The following is a 26201-nucleotide window of genomic DNA, read 5'->3' as shown; positions in this document are numbered from 1 at the left end:
CCGATGCATTACGTCTTCGTGCCCGGAGCCTGGCACGGCGGCTGGTCATGGCATCCGGTGGCACAGCGCGTGGCCGGCCCGGGTCACCGCGCCGTTGCACTGACCATGCCCGGCCTCTCTCCGGGTGACAATCCGCGCGACCTGCGGTTGGCCGACGCGGTGGCGTACCTGATCGCTGAAGTCGAACGCCGGGACTTGACCGATGTGGTGCTGGTCGGCCACAGCTGGGGCGGCATCCCGATCGCCGGCGCCGCCCGGCGACTGGCCGGTCGCTTGCGGGCCATGGCCTTCGTCAGCGCGTTCGTCCCGCGCGACGGTGAGTCCATGGCAGAGGCGATGGGCCCTGATGTCAGCCGCTATATACGGGAGACGATCGAGGCGTCCCCGGACCGCACCATCAGTGTGGACTTCCCTGCCTTCCGCGAATCACTCATGCAGGGCGAACCGGAGAATCTCCAGCGTCTCGTCCACGAACTCCTGGTGCCGCACCCCGGCGGCTACCTGCTCGACGCCTTAGACGTCGTCGACTTCGCCGCCGCGGACGTACCGATCACATACCTTCTCGCCGAAGACGACCGCGCTCTCAACGTGCCGGGCACCGAACTCGCCGCACGAGCCGGTGTGATCCCGCTCCTCGTTCCGGGAACGCACGAAACCATCCTCACGCACCCGGACGAGGTGGCCGAAACACTCCGCGAACAAACAGGAATTCACGGCTCCGTGTACGACTGAGACCGCCGGGCGGCCCGGTGGCCTTGGGCGCTCCGGGTGGCCGACGTGGTGTTCACCGGCATGCCGCCGCGGCGACGGGGCCGGCGCCGTGTTGATGGGATGTCGGGCGTCCGGCAGGACCGTCGGTGGTCTGTGGGCGGCATGTCGGTGGTCGCTGGCACCGTGGGTGTCGAGTTGGCGGCAAGCAGCCGCAGACCTCTTCACCGGCAAGGGAGTCCCGTCGCGATGTCGTCCGCCGTCCCCTCCACCCCGCCCTGGAACGTCCAACAGCTTCCGCGCGCCGACGGCAGCGTCTTCCTGGTCACCGGCGGCAACGCCGGCATCGGGTACTTCGTCGCGGAGCAGCTGTCGGCAACCGGAGCGACCGTCATACTCGGCAGCCGGAATCCCGCGAAGGCCGCGGACGCCACTGCTTCGATACGGGCGCGTATTGCTGGTGCGCGGGTGCGTACCGTACGGCTGGACCTCGCCGACCTCTCGTCGCTGCGAACGGTTGCGGAATCACTGGAGGTGGAACGCCTCGACGCGGTGGTCCACAATGCCGGCGTCGCGCTTGACGACCCACCGCGCGAGGAGACCGGGGACGGTCATGAGCTGATGTTCGGCACGAACCACCTCGGGCACTTTGCGTTGACCCGGTGGCTGATGCCGCTGCTGTCGGCTGCTCCAGCGGCCCGCGTCGTCAGCATGGGTAGCTTCGCGGCGAAGTCCGAGCGGCTCGACCTCGACGACCTCCAGTCCCGGATGGACTACCGGCCCAAGCGCACCTACGGACGCTCCAAGCTGGCACAGATGTACTTCGGCGTCGAACTCGACCGCCGCCTGCGCGCCGCCGGCAGCACCGTGGCGAGCGTGGTGGTCCATCCCGGCGGCGCGCTGGACTCCCTCACCCCCTCACGGCCGCCGATCCACGTCCGGACGGCCGGCGCACGGCTGAGCGCGGCACCTGCGGCCCTCCTCGTCCAGGGCAAGCACGCCGGGGCGTGGCCCGCGGTCCGGGCGGTGCTCGATCCGGTCGTGCTCGGCGGCCAGCTGTGGGGGCCGCGCGTCCTCGGCCTGCGCGGCGAGCCCCGACGTGAGCCGATGTGGAACCACCTCACCGACAGCTCCGTAGCAGCGCGGCTGTGGGACGCGAGCTGTGACCTGACCGGCGTCGACCCCGGCACCGTCGCCTGTGCCGTCCCCGGGTAATCCCGGACACGCAGGAAGGCGTCCGGCGCCGCGTACGGTCCGTGGTCAGCCTTCGGCAGCCGGGCCCCGCCGCGGACCCGCACCGAGGACCGCGGCCGTGAAGTTCGCCAGCTGATCCCGCAGTTCCTCGCGCGGCACGTCCTTCTCCCCCGCCAGGTACGCGACGAGGTCGGCCCGGGTGGCGGCCAGCAGGGCGTGGGCGGTGAAGCCGCTGCCGGCTTCGGCCCGGTCCGGGATCTGTTCCAGCAGGCCCTGGAGCAGTGCGTGCCAATGCTCGTAGTGCTCCGCCGAGTAGGGGCTGCCCGCTCCGGCTCCCTCCAGAGCCAGCGCGAGATGACGGTTGTCGATCTTGAAGCACAGGACGGCGTCAAGCAGGGCCGGCACGCGTTCGAGCGGCGGGGTGGCGGGCCCCAGCGGCGGCGCGCCCTCCTCGATGGCGTTCCTGATCGGTTCGAGCCGGGCCTCGCACAGCGCGCGGATGAGTCCGGTGCGATCGCCGAAGGCGCGGAAGAGGGTTCCCTTGCCGACGCCGGCCGCTGCCGCGATGTCGGCCATGGTCACGTCTTCGGGGCTGCGGCACTGGGCGAAGAGGGTGTCGGCTGCCGCGAAGACGGCCTCCCGGTTACGGGCCGCGTCCTTACGTGGCTTGCGGTCGGGCATGCGGTGCCTCTCACTTCCTCCAGTTGCAATCCGGACCGGCGGTCCGTATCTTTCGAAGAAGAAGCGGACCGCTGGTCCGTATCGTACGGGACGGAGAGCCACCATGCCCGCAAGCACCTCACCGCCGGAGCTGTACCGCCACAGCCTGCGCCTGCTCCTGGAGAAGGACATTCCCGCGTGGGTCGGCCTGTGGGCCGAGCACGGCGTCATGGAATTCCCCTTCGCTCCCCCGGGCCGGCCCGGCCGGCTGGAGGGCAGGACCGCGATCGCCGCCTACATGCGCGACTACCCCGACCACATCGACCTGCACGACTTCCCCGACCTGCGGATCCACGAGACCACCGACCCGGCGACCATCGTGGTCGAGATGCGCGGCGTGGGCCGCATGGTCAAGACGGGCGACTCCTTCGACATGACCTACATCGCCGTCGTGACCGTCCAGGACGGACGCTTCACGTCCTACCGCGACTACTGGAACCCCCTCGCCGTCCAGGCGCCCGGCACGGGCTTCGCCACGGGCGGCGCCCGATGACCCTCAGGCGCCCGATGCCCCTCACCGGCACCATCCTCGTCGTCGGCGCCACCGGAACCACCGGCAGCCGTACCGCCGCGCAGTTGATCGCCGCCGGTCACCGCGTCAGGGCCGCCGGCCGCCGGGGCGCCTCGCTCCCGGGCGCGGAACCGGTCCGCTTCGACTGGTACGACCCCGCCACCTTCGGCGACGCCCTCACCGGCGCCGACCGCGTCTACCTCGTACCGCCCATCGGCGACTCCGACCCGGCCGCGGTCATGCTGCCCTTCCTCCACCAGGCCCGCGCCGCCGGCGTACGCCGCGCCGTACTCCTCAGCTCCTCCGCCATCGCCGAGGGCGGCCCGGCGGTGGGGATGGTGCACCAGGCCCTGCCCGGGCTGTTCGACGAGTGGGCGGTCCTGCGGCCTTCCTGGTTCATGCAGAACTTCACCGGCGCGCACGCCCACGCCGACAGCATCCGCAAGGACGGCGTCATCATGACCGCGGCCGGGACGGGCCGGGTCGGGTTCGTCGACGCCGACGACATCGCCGCCGTCGCCGCGCACGCCCTGACCGACGACCACTCCCCCGACACCGACCTGGTCCTGACCGGCCCGCAGGCGCTCAGCTACGACGACATCGCCGCGATCGTCACCGAGGTCACCGGCCGCCCCGTGGTCCACCGGCCCCTGTCGTACGAACAGATGCGGGACCGCCTGGCCGCAGCCATACCGCTGGAGTTCGCCACCATGCTGGCGGGCATGGACCGCGCGATCGCCGAGGGAGCCGAGAACCGCGTCACCGACACGGTCCAACGCATCACCGGCCGCCCGCCGCACGGTTTCCGGTCGGTCGCCGAACGGGAGTTGCTGCCGCTTCGGGCGGCTCCTTGATCTCAGGCGGCTCCGGAGGCCGGCCCGGCCCGGTAACCCGACCCGGTAGGCGAGGACGGTCGCCAGGGCAGGCCAACGGGTCAACGGGTCAACGGGTCAGGGCGATCAGGACCGCGACACCGAGGAACACCGTCCCGCCGATCAACAGGCCGACGACAGCCATCGCGCGGTGCCTCTTGGTGAACAACCGGGCCGTTTCAGGCCGCTCGGGCAGGTACACGACCGGCACGTGGGCCCCGATGTCCAGCCCGAGGCCCGTGCCGGTCACCTGGGGCCGGAACCGGGTACGCAGCCCCTGCCCGTCGGCGTACTCGATCACCGGCGTCCACGGATCGTCCGACGCGAGGCGCTCCCGGCCGACCACCACGCCCTCGGCGTGCACCCCGTACCGCCGCAGCCGGCTCAGCAACCGCCACTCGCGGACACCCGCCCACAGGCACACCAGACCCGCGAGGGCGCACAGCACGCCCCCTGCCACTTCACCCGACATCCGGCACCCGCCCCCTCCGCGTGACGCACGCCTGGCTTCGCCGTCACCTCGGGAGGACGCGGCGGGGCGACGTCCGGTTCACGAAACGGGTCGGGAGGGGACGGGAGGGGACGGCACTCGGCGGCTTCGACCGCGCTCCACCACAACGGATGGCATGACCGTGCCTGAGGTTTGCGCCCCCTGAGCGGTGCAGAAGATTGCGGCATGGGTGATGACACGACCGTGCACGCAGCGAACACAGCCCGTGCGTACTACAACTCCGCCGACGTCGACGGCTTCTACTCCTCCGTGTGGGGCGGCGAGGACATCCACACCGGCATTTACGAGCACCCCGACGAGCCGGTCCTCCGGGCGACCCAGCGCACCGACGCCCAAGTGGCCGCCCGGGTGGCCGACCTCCTCGGCCCTGGCCGCACCGTTCTCGACCTCGGCTCGGGCTACGGCGGCGCGGCCCGCCACCTCGCCCGGACCTACGGCTGCCGCATCGTCGCGCTCAACATCAGCGACGTACAGAACCGGCGGCACCGCGAGCTCAACACCCGCCACGGTCTCGACACCCTCATCGACGTCGTCGCCGGATCCTTCCACGACATCCCCGCGCCGGACGGACGGTTCGACGTCGTCTGGACCCAGGAAGCGCTCGTGCACAGCGGCGACCGGGCGCACATGCTCGCGGAGGCCGTACGCGTCCTCGCCCCTGGTGGCGGCCTCGTCCTCACCGACGTCATGGCGGCCGGCGACACCCACCAGGACGCGCTGCGCCCGGTGTGCGAGCGGCTGCACGTCACCGACCTCGCCACGCCGGACTTCGTCCGCGAACAGCTCACCGGACTCGGGCTGGGACAGGTGCACTTCGACGACCTGAGCGAGAACCTGCTCCCGCACTACACCCGCCTCACCGAGGAGGTGCAGCGGCGCGGCCAGGAACTCACCGGCACCGTCGGCGAGGAGTACGTGGAACGGCTGCGGAAGAACCTGCCCCTGTGGGTTCACGCCTGCGAGAACGGCCTCCTCTCCTGGGGGATCTTCCACGCCCGCCGGTGAGAGCCGCTGGGGAAGCTCAGAGCAAGGAAGCGAGCCCGAACCGAGCTTGCAGCCCAGCCCAGCTCAGCTCAGCTCCGGCGACTCTGCGGGACGTCCTTGACGAACACGATGCCGTCACTGTCCGCCAGGTGGGCCGGGTCGAACGAGGCGTAGCCGAACCAAGGGGATGTGCGGCGTACGAGCCGCGTATCGCCGAGGGTGACGGCCAACCGCCGAGCGTCGATGACGCAGCGGTCCTCCGGGAGCGCGTACAGGACCCCTTCGACGGTGTCCGGGGGCGGAGTGTCCACGCCCTGGTGCCGGATCGTGCCGACGGCCGTGGACACGAAGGCGTAGTCCTCGCCGAGCCGGGCGCTCACCAGCGCACCAGCGCTCCACCACTCCACCGGCCCCTGCCACATCTGCATCGAGCTCTTCTCCCGCTGGAGATGGGAGTTGTGGGCGTGGATGAACGCCGGGCCCCGAGCGGCGATGGCAAGGAGGTTGTGGGCCATCATCAAATCCCGCAGCGCGCACAGCCGCGTCATGCGGGCCGGTGAGGTGTCGGCCATCCAGTGGTGGTAGCGCAGCAGGCCGGTGGCGGTGCGCCCGTACAGGCGCGCCCGGTCCCAGTCCTCCCGCGAGGCCGCCGCGAGCAGGTGCGGCGTCTGCGCGTCGAGCAGCGCCACCAGATCGTCGGCGATCAGCCGCAACTGACCGGCCTCGGCCGACTGCCCGACGGACTCGGACGGGTCCGTCATCGCGGCGGGGTTGGTCCACCGGTCGTCGCTGCCGAGCAGGTGGTCGAGCGTTTCCGCGGTGCAGGGGAGCAGGTCCGCGGCCACGCGGGCCGCGAGGTAGGCGTGGAGCGCGGTGAGGGCCTGCCGGGGACTCGCGGCGCCGGCGATCTCCAGCGGGCCGTCGAAACCGGCGAAGCGGAGCCGGTCGGACGCGGGCCGGCCGTCGTTGTAGGCACGCATCCAGCGCACGAGCTCACGGTTGGCCGCGGACGCGCCCCATCCGTGGCTGAATCCGCACTCCATGACCTCGTCGAGGGTGCCCGTGCCCGAGGTGACGTAGTCGTCCACCACCAAGGCGGCCATGCAGTCGATCTCGATCGCGATGGTCCGGTAGCCCTCCTCTTCGACGAGCTGGACGAGCTGCCGGAAGAGCTCGTTGCGCAGGTCGAGCAGAGCGTCCTCGCGGTGGGTGGGCTCGCCCAGCGCCAGCAGCCGGGGCCGGGTCGGGAGCAGCCTCATAATGCCGGCAGCGTCGACGGCATGGGCGGCGTCTTTGATGTCGGTAGCCATGCATTCAACGGTATCGTTGAACTTTCGGTTGAAACTTTCCCGCGATATTGGCAGAGCTATGGGGCAAAACCTTAAAACGGGCAGGCAGCTCAGGCCGGTTGATCTGGCGCGCGAGCACGGTCTGTCCACGCAGGCGGTCAGGAACTACGAGGAGGCCGGCATCCTCCCGGCCGCCGGTCGCACCGCCCACGGCTACCGCACCTATACGCCGCTGCACGCGGCGGCCCTTCGCGCGTTCCTCGCCCTGGTGCCCGGCCACGGGCACCCGACGGCGACGTCGATCATGCGAGGCGTGAACGAGGGCGCGGTCGATGAGGCGTTCCACCTCATCGACGTCAGCCACGCCCAGCTCCTCGACGACCGCCGGACCCTCCAGGCCGTGGAGAGCTCCCTGCGCGACCTGGGGCCGACCACGGCGTCCGAACCGGGTGCGAGGGCCGAACCCGGTGCGGGGGCCGAGCCGATCGAGGCGTCCGGGCCCGGCAGCACGTTCATCGGGCCGCTGGCGGAGAAGCTCGGCATCCGGCCCGCGACGCTGCGCAAATGGGAGCGCGCCGGGCTGGTACGCCCGCGCCGCGACCCGCTGACCGGATACCGCGTCTACGACGAGGCCGACGTACGGGACGCCCGGCTGGCCCACCAGCTCAGGCGGGGCGGCTACCTGCTGGAGCAGATCGCCCCGCTGATCGCCCAGGTGCGGGCGGCCGGCGGGCTGGAGCCGCTGGAGGCCGCCCTGCGCGACTGGCGCGGCCGGCTGTCCACCCGCGGGCGGGCGATGCTGACCGGGGCCGCCGAGCTGGAGGCGTACCTGCGCGAACGCGGATGAGACTCCGGCCGCCGGCTCAGCGCCTCAGCCCCGGTCCCGGTCCCGGTCCCGGTCCCGGAAATAGGCGGCGAGGAGCACGAGCCAGATTTCGCTGACGGTCGGGAAGCAGGCCACCGCGTGCCGCAGCCGTTTGAGCGGAACCTCGCCGGCGACGGCGATCGTCGCCGAGTGCAGGAGCTCGCTGACCCCCGGGCCGACGAAGGTCACCCCGAGCAGGACCTCCCGGTCCAGGTCGACGACCATCCGGGCGTGGCCCTGGTAGTGGTCGGCGTGGAGGTCGGCGCCCTGGGCGGCGTTGAAGTCGGTGTCGACGGTCTTGACCCGGTGGCCGGCGCGGACCGCCTGCTCGGAGGTCAGGCCCACGGCCGCCGCCTCGGGATCGGTGAAGAAGACCTGGGGGACGGCGTGCTGATCGGCGGTGGTGGCGTGGTCGCCCCAGGGGCCGTCGTCGAGGGGGCGGCCGGCGGCGCGGGCGGCGATGGCGTCGCCCGCGGTACGCGCCTGGTATTTGCCCTGGTGGGTGAGGAGAGCGCGGTGGTTGACGTCACCGAGGGCGTAGAGCCATGCACCGTCGACGCCGCGGACCAGGCAGGTGGTGTCCACGTCCAGCCAGGTGCCGGGGGCGAGGCCGACGCTGTCCAGGCCGATGTCGTCGGTGGCGGGGGTCCGGCCGGTGGCGAACATGACTTCGTCCACCTCCACCTCGCTGCCGTCGTCGAGGGTGACGGTGACGGGGCCGGCGGGGTCCGGGCGTCGCAGCCCGGTCACCTGCACGCCGGTCCGTACGTCCGCGCCCGCCTCGGTGAGGCCGCGTGCGACCAGCTCGCCCGCGAAGGGTTCCATACGGGGGATCAGGCCGTGGCGCACGATCAGGGTGACCTGGGAGCCCAGGCCCTGCCAGAGGGTGGCCATCTCGATGCCGACCCCGCCGCCGCCGACGATGGCGAGCCGGCCGGGAACCGTGCCGGAGTCGGTGCCCTGACGGTTCGTCCAGGGCCTGGCCTCCTCGATGCCCTCGATGCCGGGCAGCAGCGGTCGGCTGCCGGTGGCGACGGCCACTGCATGGCGGGCGGTGAGGGTGTGCCGCGCGCCGTCGTCCCTGGTGACCGTGACACGACGGGGACCGTCGAGCCGGCCGTGGCCGCGGAAGAGGTCGGCGCCGACGGACTTGACCCACTCGGCCTGCCCGGTGTCGTCCCAGCCGGACACGAAGTAGTTACGGCGAGCGAAGACCGCCGCGGTGTCGAGCCGGCCGGTGACCGCCTGCCGGGCACCGTCCACGCGACGGGCGTCGGCGACCGCGATGACCGGCCGGAGCAGCGCCTTGCTGGGGACGCAGGCCCAGTAGGAGCATTCACCGCCGACGAGCTCCCGCTCGACGACGGCGACGGTGAGGCCGGCGGCGCGAGCGCGGTCGGCAACGTTCTGGCCGACCGGACCGGCGCCCAGCACGACCACGTCGTACGTGCCGTTTCCCTGGTCTTCACGTGTTCCGTCCATGGCTCCTTCGCTCCCTCGCTCCGTCGCTCGCTCGCATGGGCTCAGGGCTGATCACCAACCGTTCCCGGCTCCCGAGGGAGCGCGGAGCCCCTCGGCGCGCAACCCTGGTCATATAACCGCGCGGCCTGCCCCGGCCCTCGCACCCCGGCCGCAGGCATCGCCAAGAGCACCCTTAAGCGCCACCATTGACCGCCCAGATCCATGCCCCCGGTACCCCCGGTACCCCCGGTCCTCCGATGCTCAGAGACCTCTGCGGTGAACGGACTCGAGAGCGGCAAGCTCGTCCTCCGACAGGCGCAGGGCCCCGGCGGAGACGTTGGACGCCAGGTGGTCCGGGTTGCCGGTGCCGGGGATGGCCAGGACGTGCGGACCGCGGTGCAGGGTCCAGGCGATCCGCACCTGGGCCGGGCCGACTCCGTGTGCCCGGGCGACGGCCAGGATCTCCGGGTGCTCGCCGCCGGCCGCCCCGGCCTCGCGCCCGGTGGCCGCGATCGCGTAGAACGGCACGAAGGCGACGCCCTGCTCGCCGCAGATACGAACGAGCTCGTCCTGGTCGGGGCGCATGCCGATCCCGTACGGGTTCTGCACGCACACCACTGGAGCAATGGCCTGTGCTTCGGCGAGCTGTGCGGGGATGACATTGGAGATGCCGAGGTGGCGGATGAGTCCGGCGTCGCGCAGCTCGGCCAGCGCCCCGAACCGCTCGGCGAGCGAACCGGTACCGAGGATGCGCAGGTTCACCACGTCCAGGTGGTCGCGTCCGAGCTGGCGCAGGTTCTCCTCGACCTGTCCGCGCAACTGACCGGCCGTCGCATGGGTCACCCACTCGCCGGACGGGCCACGGGCCGGGCCGACCTTGGTCGCGATGACGAGGTCGTCCGGGTAGGGGGCCAGGGCCCGGTTGATCAGTTCGTTGGCGGAGCGCAGCGGGGAGAAGTAGAACGCGGCGGTGTCGATGTGGTTCACGCCGAGCTCGATCGCGCGGCGCAATACGCCGATCGCTTCGTCGCGGTCGCGCGGGACGGCGTCGGGGACGAGCGCCTCGCCGGTCTGCGGCAGGCGCATCGCGCCGAAGCCGATCCGGTGGACGGCGAGGTCTCCCAGCGTCCAGGTACCTGCGGCCGCCGCGTTGATCGTCTGTGAGGTCATGGCGGAATGATCCGCACATCGTGGGGTGACCGCCAAGTCGCAATGAGTTCCGGCCGGGCCGCGCGTCTAATCTGCTGTCGAAAGTCGTGGTACGCCAGCCGTTGTACGAAACGACGCTGCCCGGCACGAGACGGAACATCACGGAGGACGCCATGTCGCCTACGCCGGACGATCCGACCACCGCGCTGCCCGGGCGCCCGCCCGTGGTCGACCTGGCCACCTGGCAGGCCGCCCGTGACGAGCTCCTGGTCCGCGAAAAGGCCTACACCCACGAGGGCGACGCGATCGCCGCGGCCCGCCGCCGGCTGCCGATGGTGGAGTTCGACGGGACGGTCGAGGTCGTCGGACCCGACGGCCCGGTCCCCTTCCTGGACCTGTTCCAGGGCCGCGACGAGCTCGTGGTCTACAAGCACATGTGGTACGACGGCGCGCCGCACCAGGGGCAGTGCGAGGGCTGCACCACCACGGCCTGGCACCTGAAGGACGCCGCCTACCTCAACGCCCGCGGAGTCTCGTTCGCCGTCCTGACCACGGGCCGGTGGGAGGAGGTGGCAGCTTATGTCGAGTTCATGGGCTACACCCAGCCCTGGTACTCGGTGCGCGACGTGGCCGCGCCGGTCGGCGACCCCATGGGTTACCTCACCTGCTTCCTGCGCGACGGCGACCGCGCGTTCCTCACCTACTCCACGACGGGCCGCGGCAACGAGCGGGTCAACGGCTCCCTCGGCCTGCTCGACATGACGCCCTACGGCCGCGGCGAGGCGTGGGAGGACAACCCCGAGGGCCGGCCCGAGGGCCGCGGCCCGTGCTGGTCCTGGCGCTCGGACGCGGACGGGAACGCCACCTGGGGCCCGACCAGCCGCCCCGTGCCGCAGTGGACCCGCCCCGGCGCGACCCCCGTGGAGACCCTCGGCCGGCAGGGCCACCACCACTGATGGGCCTACGTCACCGGCAGCGGGCAACCAACAGCGAGCAGCCAACAGCCGTCTCACCGGCACATCGGCTACCTTCCACCCACTGCGTACAAGGCGCTAGGCTGCGTTCACGCTACGCCACACAGTTCCACTGAAAACCCACACATCACACTCTCCATCCGCCCATCAGCGCATCCGCGCATCGTGGAGAGCCTCAGCCTGATGGAGAGGTCGTTCAGTTGCTCCCGCGTGCCGAAACAACCCCGATGACCGTCGTCTGGATCACCGCGAGTTTTCCGCCCGAGGTCAGCGGCATCTCGCTGGGAAACATGGAGCGAGCCCGGTGGTTCGCCGCACAGCAGGACGTACGTTTATGCCTGCTGGTCCCCGAAACCCCCGACGGCGGTCCCCCGGCCGGGGCCGGCATGCCCGGTCTGAAAGTTATTCCCTACGCCGCCAAGCCGTGGCTGCCCTATCCGATGCTGCGCGTCCCGCGCCGAGCCGCACTCGCGCAGATCGACGCCGCGCTGGAAGAGCTCGCGCCGGACTTGGTGGTCGTCACCGACCCCGAACGGTCTTTCCTCTTCGCCTCGTGGGGGATGCCGGGTCACGCTTACGCAAGACGGCACGGCGTGCCCTATGTGGCCCAGTACCAAGGCGACCACTTCAATTCCGCCCGCAGCTATCCGGTCCTACGTCACCTGCGGACCCGGTTCTTCCCGCCCATCATGCGTTACGTGTACCGCCATTTCGACGCCGCCATCTGCGCGACTCCCCACGCCGCGGCTACGTTGCGTGAGCTGAGCGACGTACGGATCGAGCAAGTCCCCTTCGACAGCGTCGACATTGACTCTTTCAGCGCCAGCCGCGCCGACGCCGCAGTCCTTTCCAGATTGGCGCCTCATTACGACGGCCGTGGCAAACGCCTGCTCTACCTGGGCCGCCTCGCCCGCGAGAAGCGCGTGGACCTCATCATCGAGGCCTTCCGCAAGCTGAGCTCCTTGCCCGGCAACGAAGACCTCTCGCTCTTCATCGCCGGCGGCGGCCCCCGCGACATCACCGCCCGGATAGCAAAACAGGCTGCCGCGGTCTCACCCCGGATCCACCTCCTCGGCTTCGTTCACGGCGCTGACCGTAGCGCCCTCTACGGCTCCTGCCACGCCTTCTGCACGGCCTGCCCTTACGAGACCTTCGGCCGCACCGTCGTCGAAGCGATGGCTTCCGGAATCCCCGTGGTCACCCCCTCCAGCGGAGGCATCAGCGGCATCCTCTCCCACGGCCACAACGCCTACCTCTTCCAGCCCGACAACCCCGACGCACTCCTCAGCGCCCTCGACGCGGCCCTCAACGACAACGGCCACGTCACGGGCCAGGCACGCGCCGACGCCGCCCAGTTCGCCACGGAAGAGGGCTGTACGCAGCTCCTCGCCAGCTACCAGAACTTCGCCGCGGTGCCTTCACCGAACCACTGATGTCCCGATCCATCGGATCTCTCGGGCACACCTCTAACGCGCGGCGAGCCGCTCCATCAGGGCGGCGCTGCGCGCCAGCACCTCACGCTCCTCGCCGGTGAGCTCGAGCTCGATGGCCTGGGCGAGCCAGCCCGCCCTGCGCCCGCGCTCCGCTTCGAGAGCGGCCTGTCCCGCAGGAGAGAGCTCCACCAGGAACTTGCGGCCGTCCGTGGGATGCGCCCGGCGGACGACGAGCCCCTGTTCCATGAGCAGCCCGACCGCGCGGGCCATGGACTGGGGCCGTACGCGCTGATCCGCCGCCAGGTCGCTGGTGGTCATGGCTCCGTCACGATCGAGCGTGCCGAGCACGGCGACCTGGCCGTGCGGGATCCGGTCCTCGTGCTTCACGCGCCGTGTGAGCTTGCCCATCGCGGTACGCAGTTCGGTGGCGACGGCGGCGGGTTCCGGGGTGTTCATAGGGCACTTTAACCGGTGATGACCAGCGAAGCTGTGCACCTCACCTGCGCAGCCGAACTGAACAGCACGACTGAGCAGCATGAGTGAACAGCACACCTGAACAGCACATCTGAACAGTGTGACTGAACAGCATTGCTGTACAGTCACTGCTGTCGCGGTACGCGCCAGCGCTGTCGCAGCAGGGCCGCGACGTGCATCAACGCGAAGGACCTCCCATGGTTTCCACGGCAGTTGAGTCCACCGTCATTCAGTCCGTCACCGCCCGCAGGGTCCTCGACAGCCGGGGCAACCCCACCGTCGAGGCCGATGTCCGCCTCGCCGACGGATCCCTCGGCCGCGCCGCCGTCCCCTCCGGCGCCTCCACCGGCGCGAGGGAAGCCGTAGAGCTGCGTGACGGGGACCCCGGGCGCTGGCACGGCAAGGGCGTCGACCGTGCGGTCGCCCACGTCAACGGCGACATCGCGGCAGCGGTCGTCGGGCGCGACGCCGGCGATCAGGCGGGGCTCGACGCCGCGCTCGTCGCGCTCGACGGCACGGCCGACAAGTCCCGGCTCGGCGCCAACGCGCTCCTCGGCGTCTCCCTCGCCGCCGCAAAGGCCGCCGCGGCGGCCCACCATCAGCCGCTCTACCGCTACCTCGGCGGCGCCGACGCCCGCCTTCTCCCGCTGCCGATGATGAACATCGTCAACGGCGGCGCCCACGCCGACAACCCGCTGGACTTCCAGGAGTTCATGATCGCTCCGATCGGTGCGGAGACCTTCGCGGAAGCCGTCCGCATGGGCTCCGAGGTCTTCCACACGCTCCGTCGCGGCCTGCTGTCCGCCGGGCACGCCACGGGCGTCGGCGACGAGGGCGGCTTCGCGCCCGCACTCCGTACCGCCGAGGAAGCGCTCGACTTCGTCATGACGGCCATCGAGCGCACCGGTTACCGGCCCGGCACGGACATCGGCCTGGTCATGGACCCGGCCTCGTCGGAGTTCTTCCACGACGGCACGTACGTGTACGCGGGCGAGGGCGTGCGCCGCACGCCCTCCGAACACGCCGGCTACCTGGCCAAGCTGATCGACGCGTACCCGATCGTCTCCATCGAGGACCCGATGGCCGAGAACGACCTGGACGGCTGGCGGGAGCTGACCGCCCGCGTCGGCGACCGCTGCCAGCTCACCGGCGACGACGTCTTCTGCACCAATGAGAACCTGCTGCGCGAGGGCATCCGCACCGGTGTCGGCAACTCGGTCCTGGTCAAGGTCAACCAGATCGGCACCCTGACCGAAGCCCTCGCCACCGTCGCCACTGCGCACCGCGCCGGCTGGACCGTCGTCATGTCGCACCGTTCCGGCGAGACGGAGGACACCACCATCGCGGACCTGGCCGTGGCGACGGGCTGCGGCCAGATCAAGACCGGCTCACTGTCCCGGTCCGACCGCACGGCGAAGTACAACCAACTCATCAGGATCGAAGAGGAACTGGGCGCATCCGCGCGATACGCGGGCGGAGCGGTTCTGAACCGCTCCTGACGAATGGCCGGGGGGGCCGTATGAGGCCCCCCGAAAATCCCTTCTCACCCGCTCGGTTCACCCGGTACGGTCTCGCTCACGTTCCCACTGCGGGGACCCTCAAGGGGGTTCCGCGCGCCGTCACCCCGGCAGTTCCCACGCTGAGAGTAGGTTGCGTCCATGGCATGTCGTATCAGTGAGCTCGTGCTCGAATGCCGCGACCCCGAGGCGCTGGCGCGGTTCTGGTGCGAGGTCCTGGACTTCGTCGTGCTCGACCGCGAAGGGGACGACTGCATCGAGATCGGGCCGCGCGAAGGGTTCGGCGGCCCGCAGCCGACGATCATCTTCAGCCGGAGCGACGAGCCGCAGCCGGGGAAGTCCCGGCTGCACATCGACGTCAACGCCACCGACCGCGATCAGAACGCCGAGCTCGAACGCCTCCTGAAGCTCGGGGCGCGCCCGGCCGACATCGGCCAGACCGGCGAGGAGCAGTGGCACGTTCTCGCCGACCCCGAGGGCAATGAGTTCTGCCTGCTCAAGGCCCGCCTCAACCCGCTCTGAGTGAGCACTCCGACAGCGCCGCTATGAATGCTGGTCAAGGCGTCCACGCGCCTCTCGCCACATCGACCAGAGCGTCGGGCCGCCCCCGGGTACGTGGATCTCGCCCCGCACGGTGAACCCGAATCGCTCATAGAAGCCGATGTTGTCCTGCTTCGACGATTCGAGGTGGGCCGGCAGGCCGGCGGCGTCCGCCTTGGCCAGGCCCGAGCGCAGCAGGGCAGCGCCGTGGCCCTGGCCCTGGGCCGCCGGGTCGGAGCCGAGCACCGCCAGGTACCAGTGGGGTTCCTGCGGGACCGCCTTGCCGACCAGCTCCAGCATTTCTCCCAGCCGGGCCGTGTGCTGGCCCAGCAGCCCGCTGATGCGGGCCAGCGTCTCCTCGTCCGGGTGCTGCTCGGCCGTGCCGGGCGGTGTCCAGAAGGCTGCTGCCGCGTCGGTGCGTTCACAGTGGCCGAGCGGGCCGTACTTTTGCGTGAGCATGATGTCGAACCACTGGGCGAGACGGCCCTCGCGCCCTTCCTCGTCAGGGAAGAGCCACAGCATCATCGGGTCGTCCCCGAAAGCGCGGGCCAGGATGCGCGTGGTCTCAAGGGTGTCGCCGGTCTCGATCGGCTTGGGTGTGTTCGGTGACTGCATGCGGCCAACGTAGGTTCCAAGATCTTTCCAGTGCATCGGTCGTTCTACCGATTCCCCAGGGATGCGGTGGCAAATATCCCCTCTATATAGATATGGAGCCGTTGGTTGCGGGGAGGTGCCGGGGCGGAGCCAATCACTAAATGCGTGGCGCTTCAGGAGCTTCGGCGCTAGGGTCCGGCCCGGACTCGCGAGTAGGCGTCAGGCATGACCAAGCACCTCGGCTGATCATGAGAGGAGCGCTACGTGAAGGGGTTCGATCCCAGGGCGAGCTTCGGGTACGAGGTCTCCCGGCAATACGACGACGATCCACGCGGCGACGAGGCCGAGACCGTCGAGTTCCTGGCCAGGCTCGCAGGGCGACAGCGGAGCGCCCTGGAGTTCGCTGTGGGAACCGGCCGGATCGCGCTGCCCCTCATGCGAGCCGGGGTACGGGTGGACGGGATCGAGCTGTCGCAGGACATGGTCGACCGGATGCGCGAGAAACCCGGTGGTGATCAAGTCGACGTGACCATGGGCGACATGTCCCGCATCACCACCGACCGCACCTACGGGCTGGTCTACCTGGTCTTCAACACGATCGGCAACCTGCTCACCCAGGAGGACCAGGTCCGATGCTTCGAGAACGCCGCCGGCCATCTCACCGACGACGGCGTGTTCGTCCTCGAATGCCGCATCCCCACCGCGCCCTCACGCCCCGGCCATCAGTACCTCGACACCATGCAGATCGGACTTGAGCACGTCGATGTCGATGCCGGCCAGTACGACCCACTGACCCAGATCCTCGACGTGAGCCACATCCGCATCAGCGGCGCGGGTATCAGGCTCTTCCCCATCAGCCTGCGCCTGGCCCACCCGCCCGAGTTCGACCTCATGGCACGCATTGCCGGACTCCGGCTGCGCGAACGGTGGGGCGGCTGGAAGGGCGAGCCGTACACCGCCGCGAGCTGGCGCCACATCAGCGTCTACGAACGAGCAGGCGCGGACAACGCGGCGTAACAAACATCCACGGCTGAGGTCACTCCCGCGGCGAGCAGCTCGTTGAACCCTGCGCCATGCAGATGCAAATGCAGATCTCCGCCTTGAAGAAATACGCCGCGGCCGCCGTCCTCTCCGTACTCTGCGCATTCCTTCCGTCGGGGTCCGCCCCGGCCGCCGGACCGCCACGCGTAGTGGACGTACGCCCCGCCGCCGCCCTCACCGCGGCCTTCGGGGCGTACGCCGACCGTGACCGTTCACCGCGGCACTGGACCGGCGGGGACAGCACGTACTCCATGCCGGCCCCGGACGGCGAACTGTGGCTGTTCTCCGACACCTTTCTCGGCACGGTACGGCCCGACGGCTCCCGCTCCCCCACCGTCGGCGACGGTGGGACGACCCCCTTCCTGCACAACAGCTTCGTACTGTGGACCGCGCACGGCCCGCGCACCGTGACCGGCCGGGATCAGGACGGACAGCCCGCACCACCGATGCCCGGCCCGGACCGCGCGTCCTGGTACTGGGCACGCGCGGGCGTCCCCGACGGCCACGGCGTGAGCGTCGTCTACGCTCGCTACGCCCAAACCGGAAGCGGCCCGCTGGACATCGTCTGGCGAGGCAACGTACTGGCCCGGTTCCGCGCCGGCACCTACGGCCGGCCGGCGTCCGTCACGCCGCTGCCGTCCTCCGCCCGCACCGCCTGGGGCGCGTGGCTGGAGCGGCAGGGCGGATATACGTACGTCTACGGAACCGAGCGCACCCCCGACGGCCGCAGCCGTCTGCGGCTCGCCCGGGTCACCGGCCGTGATCTGCGGCGTCCCTGGCAGTACTGGACGGCGCGCGGCGTCTGGTCCGGCCGTGAGGCGGACGCCGCCCGGCTGGCCGGTCCCGGAGGCGCGCTGTTCACCTCGGACGAGGTCAGCGTGGTGCGGCACGGCTCCTGGTACGCGCTGGTGACCCAGCGCGCGGATGTGCCGTTCAGTGCCGAGACGCAGATCGCCTGGTCCCGCTCCCCCGGCGGCCCTTTTACGCAGCCTCGGACGGTGTATACGGCGCCGGAAGCCGGACCGGCAGGCACGTACCGCAACCGGAACGTCATCGCCTACAACCCCCACGAGCATCCCGAGCTCGAACACGGCCGCCATGACATCGTGCTCTCGTACAACGTCAACAGCCTCGCCCCGGCCGACGTCATCCACCGCGCGGACATCTACCGGCCGCGATTCCTGCGCCTGACCGTCTCGGCGCGCTGAACGGATCTGAACGGATCTGAACACCTCCTTCCCCTGCCGGATTACCTTGAGCGAGCATGTCGTGGCACGCCACCACCCACCCAAAGGGAGTTGCTGTGGACGAGAACCGCTTCGCCGGCAAGGTCGTCATCGTCACCGGCGGCGGGTCCGGTATCGGCGCCGCCACCGCGTACCGCTTCGGGCGCGACGGCGCCACGGTGATCATCGTCGGGCGGACCGAGGGCAGGCTCAAGCAGGCTGCCGACGCCGCGCCCACGGGTTCGACCATCGTCACGCGGGTCGCGGACGTCTCCGACGAGTCCGCGGTCAACGCACTGATCACGGGGGTGGCCGAGGAATACGGCCGGCTGGACGTCCTCGTCAACAACGCGGGCACCGGCGCGATGGGAACCGTCGAGCAGACCGACACCGCCACGTGGCGCCACATCCTGGCAGTCGACGTCGACAGTGTCTTCTTCGCTTCAAGGGCCGCGCTGCCCCACCTGCGCCGCGTCGGTGGCTGCATCGTCAACGTCGGCTCGGTGTCCGGACTCGGCGCGGACTGGGGCCTGGCCGCGTACAACACCGCCAAGGGCGCACTGGTCAACCTCACCAACGCCATGGCGCTCGACCACGGCCACGAAGGCGTACGCGTCAACGCCGTGCACCCGAGCCTCACGCGCACCCCGGTTGCGGCGCCCGTCTTCGAGGACGAGGACACGATGGCCGCGTTCCGTCAGCGCATCCCCATGCAGCGTGCCGCCGAGCCGTCCGAAGTCGCCGATGTCATCGCCTTCCTGGCCGGCCCCGAAGCCCGTTTCGTCAACGGCGCCCACATCCCCGTGGACGGCGGGCTCAGGGCTTCCAGCGGTCAGCCGCGCATGTTCTGACATTTCAGGCGAGGTTCTTCTCCAGTGCCGCCACGTACTTGCGGATCGAGTGGTCCCGTACGCCGTCACTGGCCGGGGCGAACGGGTCCGCGGTCAGGCCCTTGGCCTTGTCGGTGAGGCCGCCGAGGAACGACATGGTCTCGTGGACCTTGCCTCCGGAGTCGATGTAGCGCAGCGTCTCGACGTGGGTGTACGCGGGCTCCGGGGGCATCTGCGGCACGATGTCGTTGTTGTTGACGAAGCGGAACAGGCGCTGTTTGAAGCCCTTGTTGCACGCGGCGGCGAGCAGCCGGTCGCAGGTGCGGGGCTGGCCGTACGTGTAGACGCCGTCGGCCAGCAGCTTCGGGGCCTCCAGGTACAGGCGCGCGCCGGCGAGCATGGCCAGCGCGCCGCCCAGGCTGTGCCCGGTGAACCACACGGTCTGCCCGTTCGTGCGGAACTCCCGGAGCGTGGCCTTCACCTCCGGGAAGACCGACTCCAGGGCCTCGCCGAAGCCGTAGTGGACGTAGCCGGTCTTCGCCGGTCCCGGCCAGGGCGGGGTAGTGGCGTCGGAGAGCCAGTCCTTGATCTGCGCGGGCTCCGTACCCCGGAAGGCCGTGATGACCATGTCGTCGCTGGCCATCGTGTACGCCTGGGTGTCCTCCAGCGGGAACGGCGGCGTGAACCGCGTCCGGTGATGCCGCACCCGGTCGAAGCCCCAGTCCCGCGCCTGCTTCTCGATGGTGGCCTCGTCCTTGTAGGCGAGGTCGGACGCCCGCGCCAGCCAGTAGGCGTGCGTCAGGCTGTACGTACGGGCCTTGTGGTCGATCGTGGAGGGCACAGGCACAGGAGGGCTTCCTTTCGCGGGAGGAGGGCGGGGATGACGGCGATGGACCTCAGTAGTCGAGCGCGGCGAACCACTCGCCCCGGCCGCGGGTGGTGAGGTCGAGGATGTTCCACACGGGGCTGAGCAGATCGATGCCCCGCTGGTCGATGTCGTCGGACATCCGGGGATGCGCCGAGTAGAAGTGGCGCACCGACCCGGCGTCGTCACGGGTGAAGACCGATACGGTCGAGTCCTGGTTGCCCTCGGCGTCCTCGCTGCCGAGGTCGTACTTGAACGTCCCGGCGCCGGCGCTGAGGAGGCGCAGGTTCGTCCATTGCCGGCTTCGGCCGTACTCGCGCAGCGTCGGCAGTCCGGCCGCGGCGACGATCACGAAGTCGGCGTTCTGCGTGACGTGGCGGGCGACTCCGTTGAACCCGTCGATCCACATGGTGCACATGGGGCACGCCTCGGTCTGCCGCTTGCCGTACATGAAGTGGTAGACGACCAGGTCGCGGCCGGGCCCGGTGAAGAGTTCACTGAGCCGTACGGTCGTCGCGGGCGTGTCACCGGCCTGTAGGTCGGCAGGGCCTTCCTCGAAGACGTAGTCGTCGACGACGGGGCCCTGCGGCAGCCGGCGGCGCTGGTCGGCGACGCGCTCGCGGTGGCGCATGAGCTCGATCTCGGCCTGCCGCAGCTCTTCGCGGGCGCGGGCGTATTCGGCCGGTTCCTCGCCGAGATTGGTCATCCGCATGGCCGCCGCCTCCATGTGCTCGCGCTGTTCTGCCCGCTGTCGCCGCTCTCGCCGCCATTGTCTGCTTGGGATGGGGGGCTCGCCACGCGACGGCGCGACGCCGCGGCGTCCTCGCGAGGGGCTGCCGGTCGGCCGGCTCCCCCGTCACCGAGCCACCCGCCCGGCCCCGCAGCGCTCGCCGTACGCCTGTCCCCGTGGCTAGATGTTCAGGACAGCCGACTTGCTGGAGGAGTGGGTCCCATGGCCGGTCTCGTACGCAAAAGCTTCGCTTCGCCGGAGGAAGTACGCCCCTTCGAGGGCGGCAAGGGGCGGCTGGAGCTGGTGGACCTGGGCGCCGGGCCGGTGGGCCGGGCGACGTTCGAACCCGGCTGGCGGTGGTCCCAGCACGTCAAGCCCATCGCCGGGACCGACAGCTGCCAGGCCGCCCACCTGAGCTACATCATCTCGGGCCGGCTCAAGGTCGTCATGGACGACGGGCAGGAGGAGGAGTTCGGCCCCGGCGACTGCATGCTCTGCCCGCCCGGCCATGACGGGTGGGTCGTCGGTGACGAGCCGTGCGTCGTGATCGACTGGCAGGGCTACGCGGACTTCGCCAAGCCTCCGGCGGGGTAGGCGGTTCGCAACGAGCACCTCATGGGCGCTCGGTGTGAGACGCCGCCCCGGAATCAGCCGCAGGCAAGCCGCGGAAAGAGGCCTTCCGCGTTGCCGCGGTTGATGGCGTGCAGTTGCCCGGCCGTCCAATGCGGATAGCCGTCCAGCCCGGCGTCGAAGTCGGTGCCCCACTCCTCCGGGACCATGGGAAAGTCGCTGCCGTACAGCACGCGCCCGGGCGCCGCGAAGGCCATGAGCGAGGGCAGGGCGGCCGGGCCGGTCGTGATCGCGGTGTCGAAGTAGAAGCGCCGCAGGTCGGCGAGGACGTCCTCGGGGGTGACGCCGGGCCGTAGCCACCCGGCACAGGCGAGCCGCTGGGCGGCGTACGGCACGAAGCCGCCCCCGTGCGGCAGGATCATCCTGATGCGCGGGTGGCGGCGCGGCACCCCGTTGACGACCAGGTGCAGGGCCGCTCGGGTCGTGTCGTACGGGAAGTCCACCAGCGGGCCGGGCAGGTCCGGGAGCACCGTGCCCGGTGGCCCGGTGGGGTGGACAAGGACGACCGCGGCGCGCGCGTCGAGCTCGGCCCAGAGCGGCTCGAAGGCGGGATCGCCGGGATAGCGGCCGTGGGCGTTGGAGAGCACCATCACGCCGTCGGCCTTGAGCTCGTCCAGGGCGTACGCGGCCTCGGCGAGCGCACCGTCCACGTCGGGCAAGGGAAGGACGGCGAAGTGCCCGAACCGCTCGGGCCGGTCCTTGACCAGCTCCGCGGTGTACTCGTTGACCCTCCGGGCCGTGGCCCGGGCGCCCGCGGGGTCGTCGGGCGCCCCGACCGGAGCCGCGAACGACAGCAGGCCGGTGGCGATCGACCGGCGGTCCATCATCGCGATGGCACTCCGTACGTCCCAGACCGGCGCGGGCCAGCCGACGGCCGCGGCGCGGCCGGACATCGCCCGGCGCTGCTCCGGCGGGATCAGGTGCTGGTGGACATCGATGCGTGCGGGATTCGTCATGCCCTTCGAACCTCCTCGGACCCCCGGCCCCGGGACCGGCGCCTGCCTCGGCAGGGCAACCGCTACCCATGAAAGCGGGGCCGCAGCCGGGGAGGAGCCGGCCGGGCACGGGCGCAACCCGGCCGAGCGAAGAGACCACTCGGCCGGCCGAAGGACGGCATCACGGGTCGGGAGTGTGCGTGTCCTCCGAGCCGACCGGTCCGGCCCGGAGGCACCCATCAGCGGCCGAAGCTGCCCGGGGTGGCCGCGCCGTCATTGGCGTACCGTCAGAACAGGGACACATTCGGCGGCATCCGAGGGCAGCCGGCGGTATCCGGGGGCAGTCGGACGGGCGCGAAAGGGGATGATGGTGGGCGAATCATCCGGGACCTGGCCCGCACTCGGCGTGGGCATCGGCTGGCGGGACGAGATCGACTTCGTCGTGGAGCAACTCCCGGGCGTCGAATGGGTCGAGGTCGTGGCCGAAAACATCTGCCCGGATCATCTGCCGACGTCCATCCGGCTCCTGCGCGAGCGCGCGGTCCCCGTCATTCCGCATGGCGTTGCGCTCGGCCTGGGCGGCGCCGACGTTCCTGACAAGGCGCGGCTGGAGCGACTGGCCCGGGTCGCGGTGGCCTTGGACGCTCCTCTCGTGACGGAACACCTGGCGTTTGTGAGGAGCGAAGGACTGGAGGCAGGGCACCTGCTTCCAGTACCCCGTACCCGCGAGGCGCTCGACGTGATCACGGAGAATGTCCGGATCGCTCAGCAGGAACTCCCCGTACCGCTTGCACTGGAGAACATAGCTCCTCATTTCGCGTGGCCCGAGGACGAGTTGTCCGAAGCGCAGTTCCTTACGGAATTGGCTGATCGGACGGGTGCAGGGCTGCTCATCGATGTCGCCAACCTTTACACCAGGCAGGTCAATCTGGGGGCGGACGCCGCAGCCGAGATCGCCGCGCTGCCGATGGAAGCGATCTCCTATGTCCATGTGGCGGGCGGCCGGCTGATCGACGGCGTGTGGTACGACACGCATGAGCACCCCCTCGCCCAGCCCGTACTTGAGCTGCTGGCGGAGCTGTGCGGGCGGATGACGCCTCCCGGAGTACTGCTGGAGCGGGACGGCAACTATCCTCCGCCCCGCGAGCTGGCAGGCGAGCTGGAAATAATCCGCGAGGTGTGGCAAGGAGAACGCAGCAGGTTCCTGACGAACACAGACGCGAGGCATTGACTGACCTGGCATTAATTGACCGAGAATCCGGGGGAATTCATGTGGCTCATACCCTTCCTCGTCTGCGCCGCACTCGTAGTGGCGAGCACATGGCACCTGCGGGGAACGTTCCTGTCCCTGAAGCGCGCTTCCGCTCCGGGTGATCTCCCGGCACGGGACGAGCTCTCCCTCTACGACGCGGCCCACCTCCACGGCGGCGCGGCACACGCGGCAGTGACAGCCTTCCTCGCCATGCGCCTTGAGGGCCGGTTGATCCTTTCGCGCTCCGGTACGGCCACGGTGACGGACCCGACCCCGCGCAATTCCGTCGAAGCCGCGATCGTCGACACGGCCGGGCCGGCCCGCCGGATGGCTGTGCGCGATCTGGCCCGCGAGGTGCGCACCAGCGAGGCGGTCCGTGCGATCGGGCTGCGATTGGTGCGTGAGGGATTTGTTCCGCAGCCCGTCGGGATGGACCAGCTCCGTAAGCTGGCCAAGTCGCGGGCATTTCACGGCTGGATGCTCGTGGCGGCGCTCGTCGTCGGGGTCGTGACCGTACCGCTCGCCACGGCGACCGGAAATGGGGGCCTGCTGTCCCTGCTCGCCTTCCTCCTCCTTCTCGCGCTCGGATCCGTACCGGCAATGCGCTACCGCGCACCGGACACTCACAGGAGCAACAAGGGCGCCCGGGACCGGCTCGCATCCGTGCAGGACCACGCCGACGCCGCCTGGCAGCCCGCCGACGTAGGACTGGCCACGCAAACCACCGCCTCGCTCAAGGCCTTTGCTCTGGGCAGTACCGGCCATGTTCCCGGCATGGCGGACGACGAGGTCCAGACCCTCCTCAATGAATTCAGGGCCGCCGCTTCCACCAGCAGTCGGCGGTCGGCGGCCACTGCGGCCACGGCAGCCGCGGCTGCGGCCTCCGCCGGCTACGCCAGTGGGGTCACACCCTCTGGCCAGGGGGGATGTGGGAGCAGCGGTGGGCACGACGGAGGCCACAGTTGCGGTGGATGCGGAGGCGGAGGGGGATGCGGCGGGTGCGGCTGCGGGGGCTGAGAACGCCTTGACCATCGTCATCAACCACCATCAGTGCCCTGAGGAGCCTCAGATGCCCGACCGATCCGACGCATCGCCGTCGCCGTCGCCGTCGCCAGCACCATCCCCGTACACGCTCGACCCGACAGGAGCCGGCCAGCACGCGGCCAACGAGCGGTTGCGTGCGCAGGGCGCCGTCGTTCCCATCGTCCTGCCCGGCGAGGTCGCCGCTGTCGCGGTCACCCGGTACGAGGAGCTGAAGGAGTTCCTCGCCCACCCCGACGTCGCCAAGAACGCCCGCCACTTCACGGCACTGCGCGAGGGTGCCGTACCCGAGGGGTGGCCGCTCACCACGTTGGCCACCGTCGAGAGCATGACCACCGCGGACGGAGACGACCACCGGCGGCTGCGCGGGCTGGTCACCCAGGTCTTCACTCCGCGCCGCATCGAGGGGTTACGGCCACGCGTCGAGGAGCTGACGGCAGAGCTGCTGGACGCGCTCGGTGAGGCGGCGCTCGGCGGGGAGACAGGCGGCGCGGGGGTGGTCGACCTGCGCGAGCACTTCGCCCTTCCCCTGCCCATGGCCGTCATCAGCGAACTGCTCGGCGTCGACCCGGACCTTCAGGGAAGGCTGCACGAGCTGTCGCATGCGATCGTCAGCACCACGACCACTCCGGAACACGTCCTGGCCGTCAACCACGACATGGCCGGCGTGCTCGGCACCGTCGTCGCCCGCCGCCGCGCCGCCCCGGGCGACGACCTCACCAGCGCCCTCCTGGCCGCGCAGGCCGAGGACGGCGACCGGCTCACCGACGGCGAACTGGTCGGCACCCTGCTGCTCATGGTCGTCGCCGGGCACGAAACCACGCTCAACCTCATCACGAACGCCGTACGGGCACTGTGCACGGACCGGGAACAGCTCGCGCTGGTACGCGCGGGCAAGGCCGACTGGGGGGATGTCGTCGAGGAGACCCTGCGCTACGACAGCCCGGTGAGCTTCTTCCCGTTCCGCTACCCCGTCCGTGACCTGGCGGTCGGGGACACGGTCATCCCCCGGGGCGCCCCGGTGCTCGCCTCGTACACCTCCGCCGGCCGTGACGAGCGCGCGTACGGCCCCGACGCGTCGCGCTTCGACGTCACCCGCCGGCCCGCGGTCCGGCATCTCTCCTTCGGGCACGGCCCGCACTACTGCCTGGGCGCCGCGCTGGCCAGGCTGGAGGCGACGACCGCGCTGGCTGCCCTCTTCGACCGCTACCCGGACCTCACCCTCGCCGTACCCGACCACGAGCTGCCCCGGCACCCGAGCTTCGTGGGCAACAGCACGGAGACACTGCCGGTTCGGCTGCATAGGCCATAGGTAACTCGTTCGGATGGACAGATGACCATGGGATTGCTCCATGCGGCGGAACGAGGTAGTCCAGAGCCTACGTGCTTGATCGCTTCCCCTCCCCTACCCTCCCCAGCCATCGAGGAGCGTCAATAGATGAGGAACCAGTTGCGTGCACTGCTCGTGCCGGTGGCCGTTGCAGCCGCCGCCGTGCTGCCGGTCTCAACGGCGCAGGCGGCCGGCGGGTACGACCGCTGTCCTGCCGGCTACTACTGCATGTTCTCGGGGCTCGACGGCACCGGCGACATGATCAAGCTGACGAGGAGCACGCCGGACCTCACGACGCTCGGCATGAACGACAGGGCCAAGTCGGACTGGAACCGTACCGCTTCGACCATTCACCTCTGGTCCGACGCGAACTACAGCGGCTGCACCACCGTCACCTCCTCCGGACCGACCGGCAAGGGCAACTTCTTCCCCACCTACCGGGATTTCTTCAGCTCGGTGCGGTTCGACGGCCCGGGCGGCCAGAGCTGCGGCACACCGCCCGGCGAAGGCCGCTAGCCGCCGGCG

27 protein-coding genes and 1 pseudogene are annotated in these 26201 nt (G+C 70.4%); 18 read left to right on the top strand and 10 right to left on the bottom strand.

The window, feature by feature from the left end; translation table 11 throughout:
- Positions 1-3 precede the first annotated feature (3 nt).
- Entirely contained in the window at positions 4-732 is a 729-nt protein-coding gene (locus D7231_RS01505) for an alpha/beta fold hydrolase (RefSeq protein ID WP_120753051.1), read from the top strand.
- A gap of 225 nt (positions 733-957) precedes the next feature.
- Entirely contained in the window at positions 958-1923 is a 966-nt protein-coding gene (locus D7231_RS01500; protein ID WP_120753050.1) for an SDR family NAD(P)-dependent oxidoreductase, read from the top strand.
- A 45-nt stretch (positions 1924-1968) separates the two neighbouring features.
- Here D7231_RS01500 and D7231_RS01495 read toward each other — a convergent pair whose 3' ends face one another.
- On the bottom strand, positions 1969-2583 hold the full coding sequence (locus tag D7231_RS01495) for a TetR/AcrR family transcriptional regulator (protein WP_120753049.1): 615 nt from the start codon (positions 2581-2583) through the stop codon (positions 1969-1971).
- A gap of 103 nt (positions 2584-2686) precedes the next feature.
- Here D7231_RS01495 and D7231_RS01490 point away from each other — a divergent pair, with 103 nt between their 5' ends.
- Positions 2687-3115, top strand: a complete 429-nt coding sequence (locus tag D7231_RS01490; protein ID WP_120753048.1) for a nuclear transport factor 2 family protein — start codon at positions 2687-2689, stop codon at positions 3113-3115.
- 14 nt (positions 3116-3129) lie between these two features.
- Positions 3130-3987, top strand: a complete 858-nt coding sequence (locus D7231_RS01485) for an NmrA family NAD(P)-binding protein (protein WP_120753047.1) — start codon at positions 3130-3132, stop codon at positions 3985-3987.
- Positions 3988-4075: 88 nt separating this feature from the next.
- On the opposite strand, the gene D7231_RS01480 is transcribed toward D7231_RS01485, so the two are convergent.
- The gene (locus tag D7231_RS01480; protein ID WP_120753046.1) at positions 4076-4477 is read right to left on the bottom strand and encodes a DUF3592 domain-containing protein; all 402 of its coding nucleotides are present in this window, start codon (positions 4475-4477) and stop codon (positions 4076-4078) included.
- Positions 4478-4681: 204 nt separating this feature from the next.
- On the opposite strand from D7231_RS01480, the gene D7231_RS01475 reads away from it, so the two are divergent.
- Entirely contained in the window at positions 4682-5521 is an 840-nt protein-coding gene (locus tag D7231_RS01475; protein WP_120753045.1) for an SAM-dependent methyltransferase, read from the top strand.
- Positions 5522-5589: 68 nt separating this feature from the next.
- Here the strand turns inward: D7231_RS01475 and D7231_RS01470 are convergent, their stop codons facing one another.
- Entirely contained in the window at positions 5590-6810 is a 1221-nt protein-coding gene (locus D7231_RS01470) for an erythromycin esterase family protein (RefSeq protein WP_120753044.1), read from the bottom strand.
- 58 nt (positions 6811-6868) lie between these two features.
- On the opposite strand from D7231_RS01470, the gene D7231_RS01465 reads away from it, so the two are divergent.
- Positions 6869-7636, top strand: coding sequence for a TioE family transcriptional regulator (locus tag D7231_RS01465; protein ID WP_120753043.1), 768 nt, complete (start codon positions 6869-6871; stop codon positions 7634-7636).
- A 24-nt stretch (positions 7637-7660) separates the two neighbouring features.
- Here D7231_RS01465 and D7231_RS01460 read toward each other — a convergent pair whose 3' ends face one another.
- Positions 7661-9136, bottom strand: a complete 1476-nt coding sequence (locus D7231_RS01460) for a dihydrolipoyl dehydrogenase family protein (protein ID WP_120753042.1) — start codon at positions 9134-9136, stop codon at positions 7661-7663.
- Between the two features lie 240 nt (positions 9137-9376).
- Complete coding sequence (locus D7231_RS01455; protein ID WP_120753041.1) at positions 9377-10285, bottom strand: aldo/keto reductase; 909 nt, start codon at positions 10283-10285, stop codon at positions 9377-9379.
- 152 nt (positions 10286-10437) lie between these two features.
- Between D7231_RS01455 and D7231_RS01450 the strand changes: the two genes are divergently transcribed.
- Together D7231_RS01450 and D7231_RS01445 are read left to right on the top strand one after the other, a co-directional pair.
- Entirely contained in the window at positions 10438-11220 is a 783-nt protein-coding gene (locus D7231_RS01450) for a DUF899 family protein (protein WP_120753040.1), read from the top strand.
- A 245-nt stretch (positions 11221-11465) separates the two neighbouring features.
- A complete protein-coding gene (locus D7231_RS01445) occupies positions 11466-12671 on the top strand; it encodes a glycosyltransferase (protein ID WP_120753039.1) in 1206 nt (401 codons plus the stop codon).
- A gap of 33 nt (positions 12672-12704) precedes the next feature.
- Here D7231_RS01445 and D7231_RS01440 read toward each other — a convergent pair whose 3' ends face one another.
- Positions 12705-13127, bottom strand: a complete 423-nt coding sequence (locus tag D7231_RS01440; RefSeq protein WP_120753038.1) for a MarR family winged helix-turn-helix transcriptional regulator — start codon at positions 13125-13127, stop codon at positions 12705-12707.
- Between the two features lie 215 nt (positions 13128-13342).
- Between D7231_RS01440 and eno the strand changes: the two genes are divergently transcribed.
- Both eno and D7231_RS01430 read left to right on the top strand, forming a co-directional pair.
- Complete coding sequence (eno, locus tag D7231_RS01435) at positions 13343-14644, top strand: phosphopyruvate hydratase (protein WP_120753037.1); 1302 nt, start codon at positions 13343-13345, stop codon at positions 14642-14644.
- A gap of 159 nt (positions 14645-14803) precedes the next feature.
- Positions 14804-15184, top strand: a complete 381-nt coding sequence (locus D7231_RS01430) for a VOC family protein (protein ID WP_120753036.1) — start codon at positions 14804-14806, stop codon at positions 15182-15184.
- Between the two features lie 21 nt (positions 15185-15205).
- On the opposite strand, the gene D7231_RS01425 is transcribed toward D7231_RS01430, so the two are convergent.
- Positions 15206-15817 (bottom strand): GNAT family N-acetyltransferase, encoded by a 612-nt coding sequence (locus tag D7231_RS01425; protein WP_120753035.1) that lies wholly within the window; start codon positions 15815-15817, stop codon positions 15206-15208.
- A gap of 243 nt (positions 15818-16060) precedes the next feature.
- Here D7231_RS01425 and D7231_RS01420 point away from each other — a divergent pair, with 243 nt between their 5' ends.
- From D7231_RS01420 to budC, 3 genes are all read left to right on the top strand, one after another.
- Positions 16061-16813, top strand: a complete 753-nt coding sequence (locus D7231_RS01420) for a class I SAM-dependent DNA methyltransferase (RefSeq protein WP_120753034.1) — start codon at positions 16061-16063, stop codon at positions 16811-16813.
- 173 nt (positions 16814-16986) lie between these two features.
- The gene (locus D7231_RS01415) at positions 16987-18045 is read left to right on the top strand and encodes a DUF4185 domain-containing protein (protein WP_147449667.1); all 1059 of its coding nucleotides are present in this window, start codon (positions 16987-16989) and stop codon (positions 18043-18045) included.
- Between the two features lie 95 nt (positions 18046-18140).
- Positions 18141-18914, top strand: coding sequence for a meso-2,3-butanediol dehydrogenase (gene budC, locus D7231_RS01410; protein ID WP_241999502.1), 774 nt, complete (start codon positions 18141-18143; stop codon positions 18912-18914).
- 4 nt (positions 18915-18918) lie between these two features.
- On the opposite strand, the gene D7231_RS01405 is transcribed toward budC, so the two are convergent.
- Both D7231_RS01405 and D7231_RS01400 read right to left on the bottom strand, forming a co-directional pair.
- Complete coding sequence (locus tag D7231_RS01405; protein ID WP_120753031.1) at positions 18919-19740, bottom strand: lipase family protein; 822 nt, start codon at positions 19738-19740, stop codon at positions 18919-18921.
- A 49-nt stretch (positions 19741-19789) separates the two neighbouring features.
- Positions 19790-20470: a DUF899 family protein gene (locus D7231_RS01400; protein WP_120753383.1), complete on the bottom strand. Its 681-nt coding sequence runs from the start codon at positions 20468-20470 to the stop codon at positions 19790-19792.
- A 240-nt stretch (positions 20471-20710) separates the two neighbouring features.
- Between D7231_RS01400 and D7231_RS01395 the strand changes: the two genes are divergently transcribed.
- A complete protein-coding gene (locus D7231_RS01395; protein ID WP_120753030.1) occupies positions 20711-21082 on the top strand; it encodes a cupin domain-containing protein in 372 nt (123 codons plus the stop codon).
- Positions 21083-21135: 53 nt separating this feature from the next.
- Here the strand turns inward: D7231_RS01395 and D7231_RS01390 are convergent, their stop codons facing one another.
- Positions 21136-22074, bottom strand: a complete 939-nt coding sequence (locus D7231_RS01390; protein ID WP_120753029.1) for an amidohydrolase family protein — start codon at positions 22072-22074, stop codon at positions 21136-21138.
- 346 nt (positions 22075-22420) lie between these two features.
- On the opposite strand from D7231_RS01390, the pseudogene D7231_RS01385 reads away from it, so the two are divergent.
- The 4 genes and pseudogenes from D7231_RS01385 to D7231_RS01370 form a co-directional block, all read left to right on the top strand.
- Positions 22421-23230 (top strand): annotated as a pseudogene (locus D7231_RS01385) (MbnB/TglH/ChrH family RiPP precursor modification enzyme); the annotation flags it as partial.
- A gap of 93 nt (positions 23231-23323) precedes the next feature.
- Positions 23324-24322, top strand: coding sequence for a TIGR04222 domain-containing membrane protein (locus D7231_RS01380; protein WP_120753028.1), 999 nt, complete (start codon positions 23324-23326; stop codon positions 24320-24322).
- 52 nt (positions 24323-24374) lie between these two features.
- Positions 24375-25658, top strand: a complete 1284-nt coding sequence (locus tag D7231_RS01375; RefSeq protein WP_120753027.1) for a cytochrome P450 family protein — start codon at positions 24375-24377, stop codon at positions 25656-25658.
- Between the two features lie 126 nt (positions 25659-25784).
- Positions 25785-26192: a peptidase inhibitor family I36 protein gene (locus tag D7231_RS01370; RefSeq protein WP_120753026.1), complete on the top strand. Its 408-nt coding sequence runs from the start codon at positions 25785-25787 to the stop codon at positions 26190-26192.
- The last annotated feature ends 9 nt before the right edge of the window (positions 26193-26201 follow it).

Origin of the sequence: Streptomyces klenkii (assembly GCF_003626645.1) — a bacterium.
GTDB classification, from domain to species: Bacteria; Actinomycetota; Actinomycetes; order Streptomycetales; family Streptomycetaceae; genus Streptomyces; species Streptomyces klenkii.
Note: the sequence above shows the minus strand (reverse complement) of the source record. Positions and strands in the feature narration are given on the sequence as shown.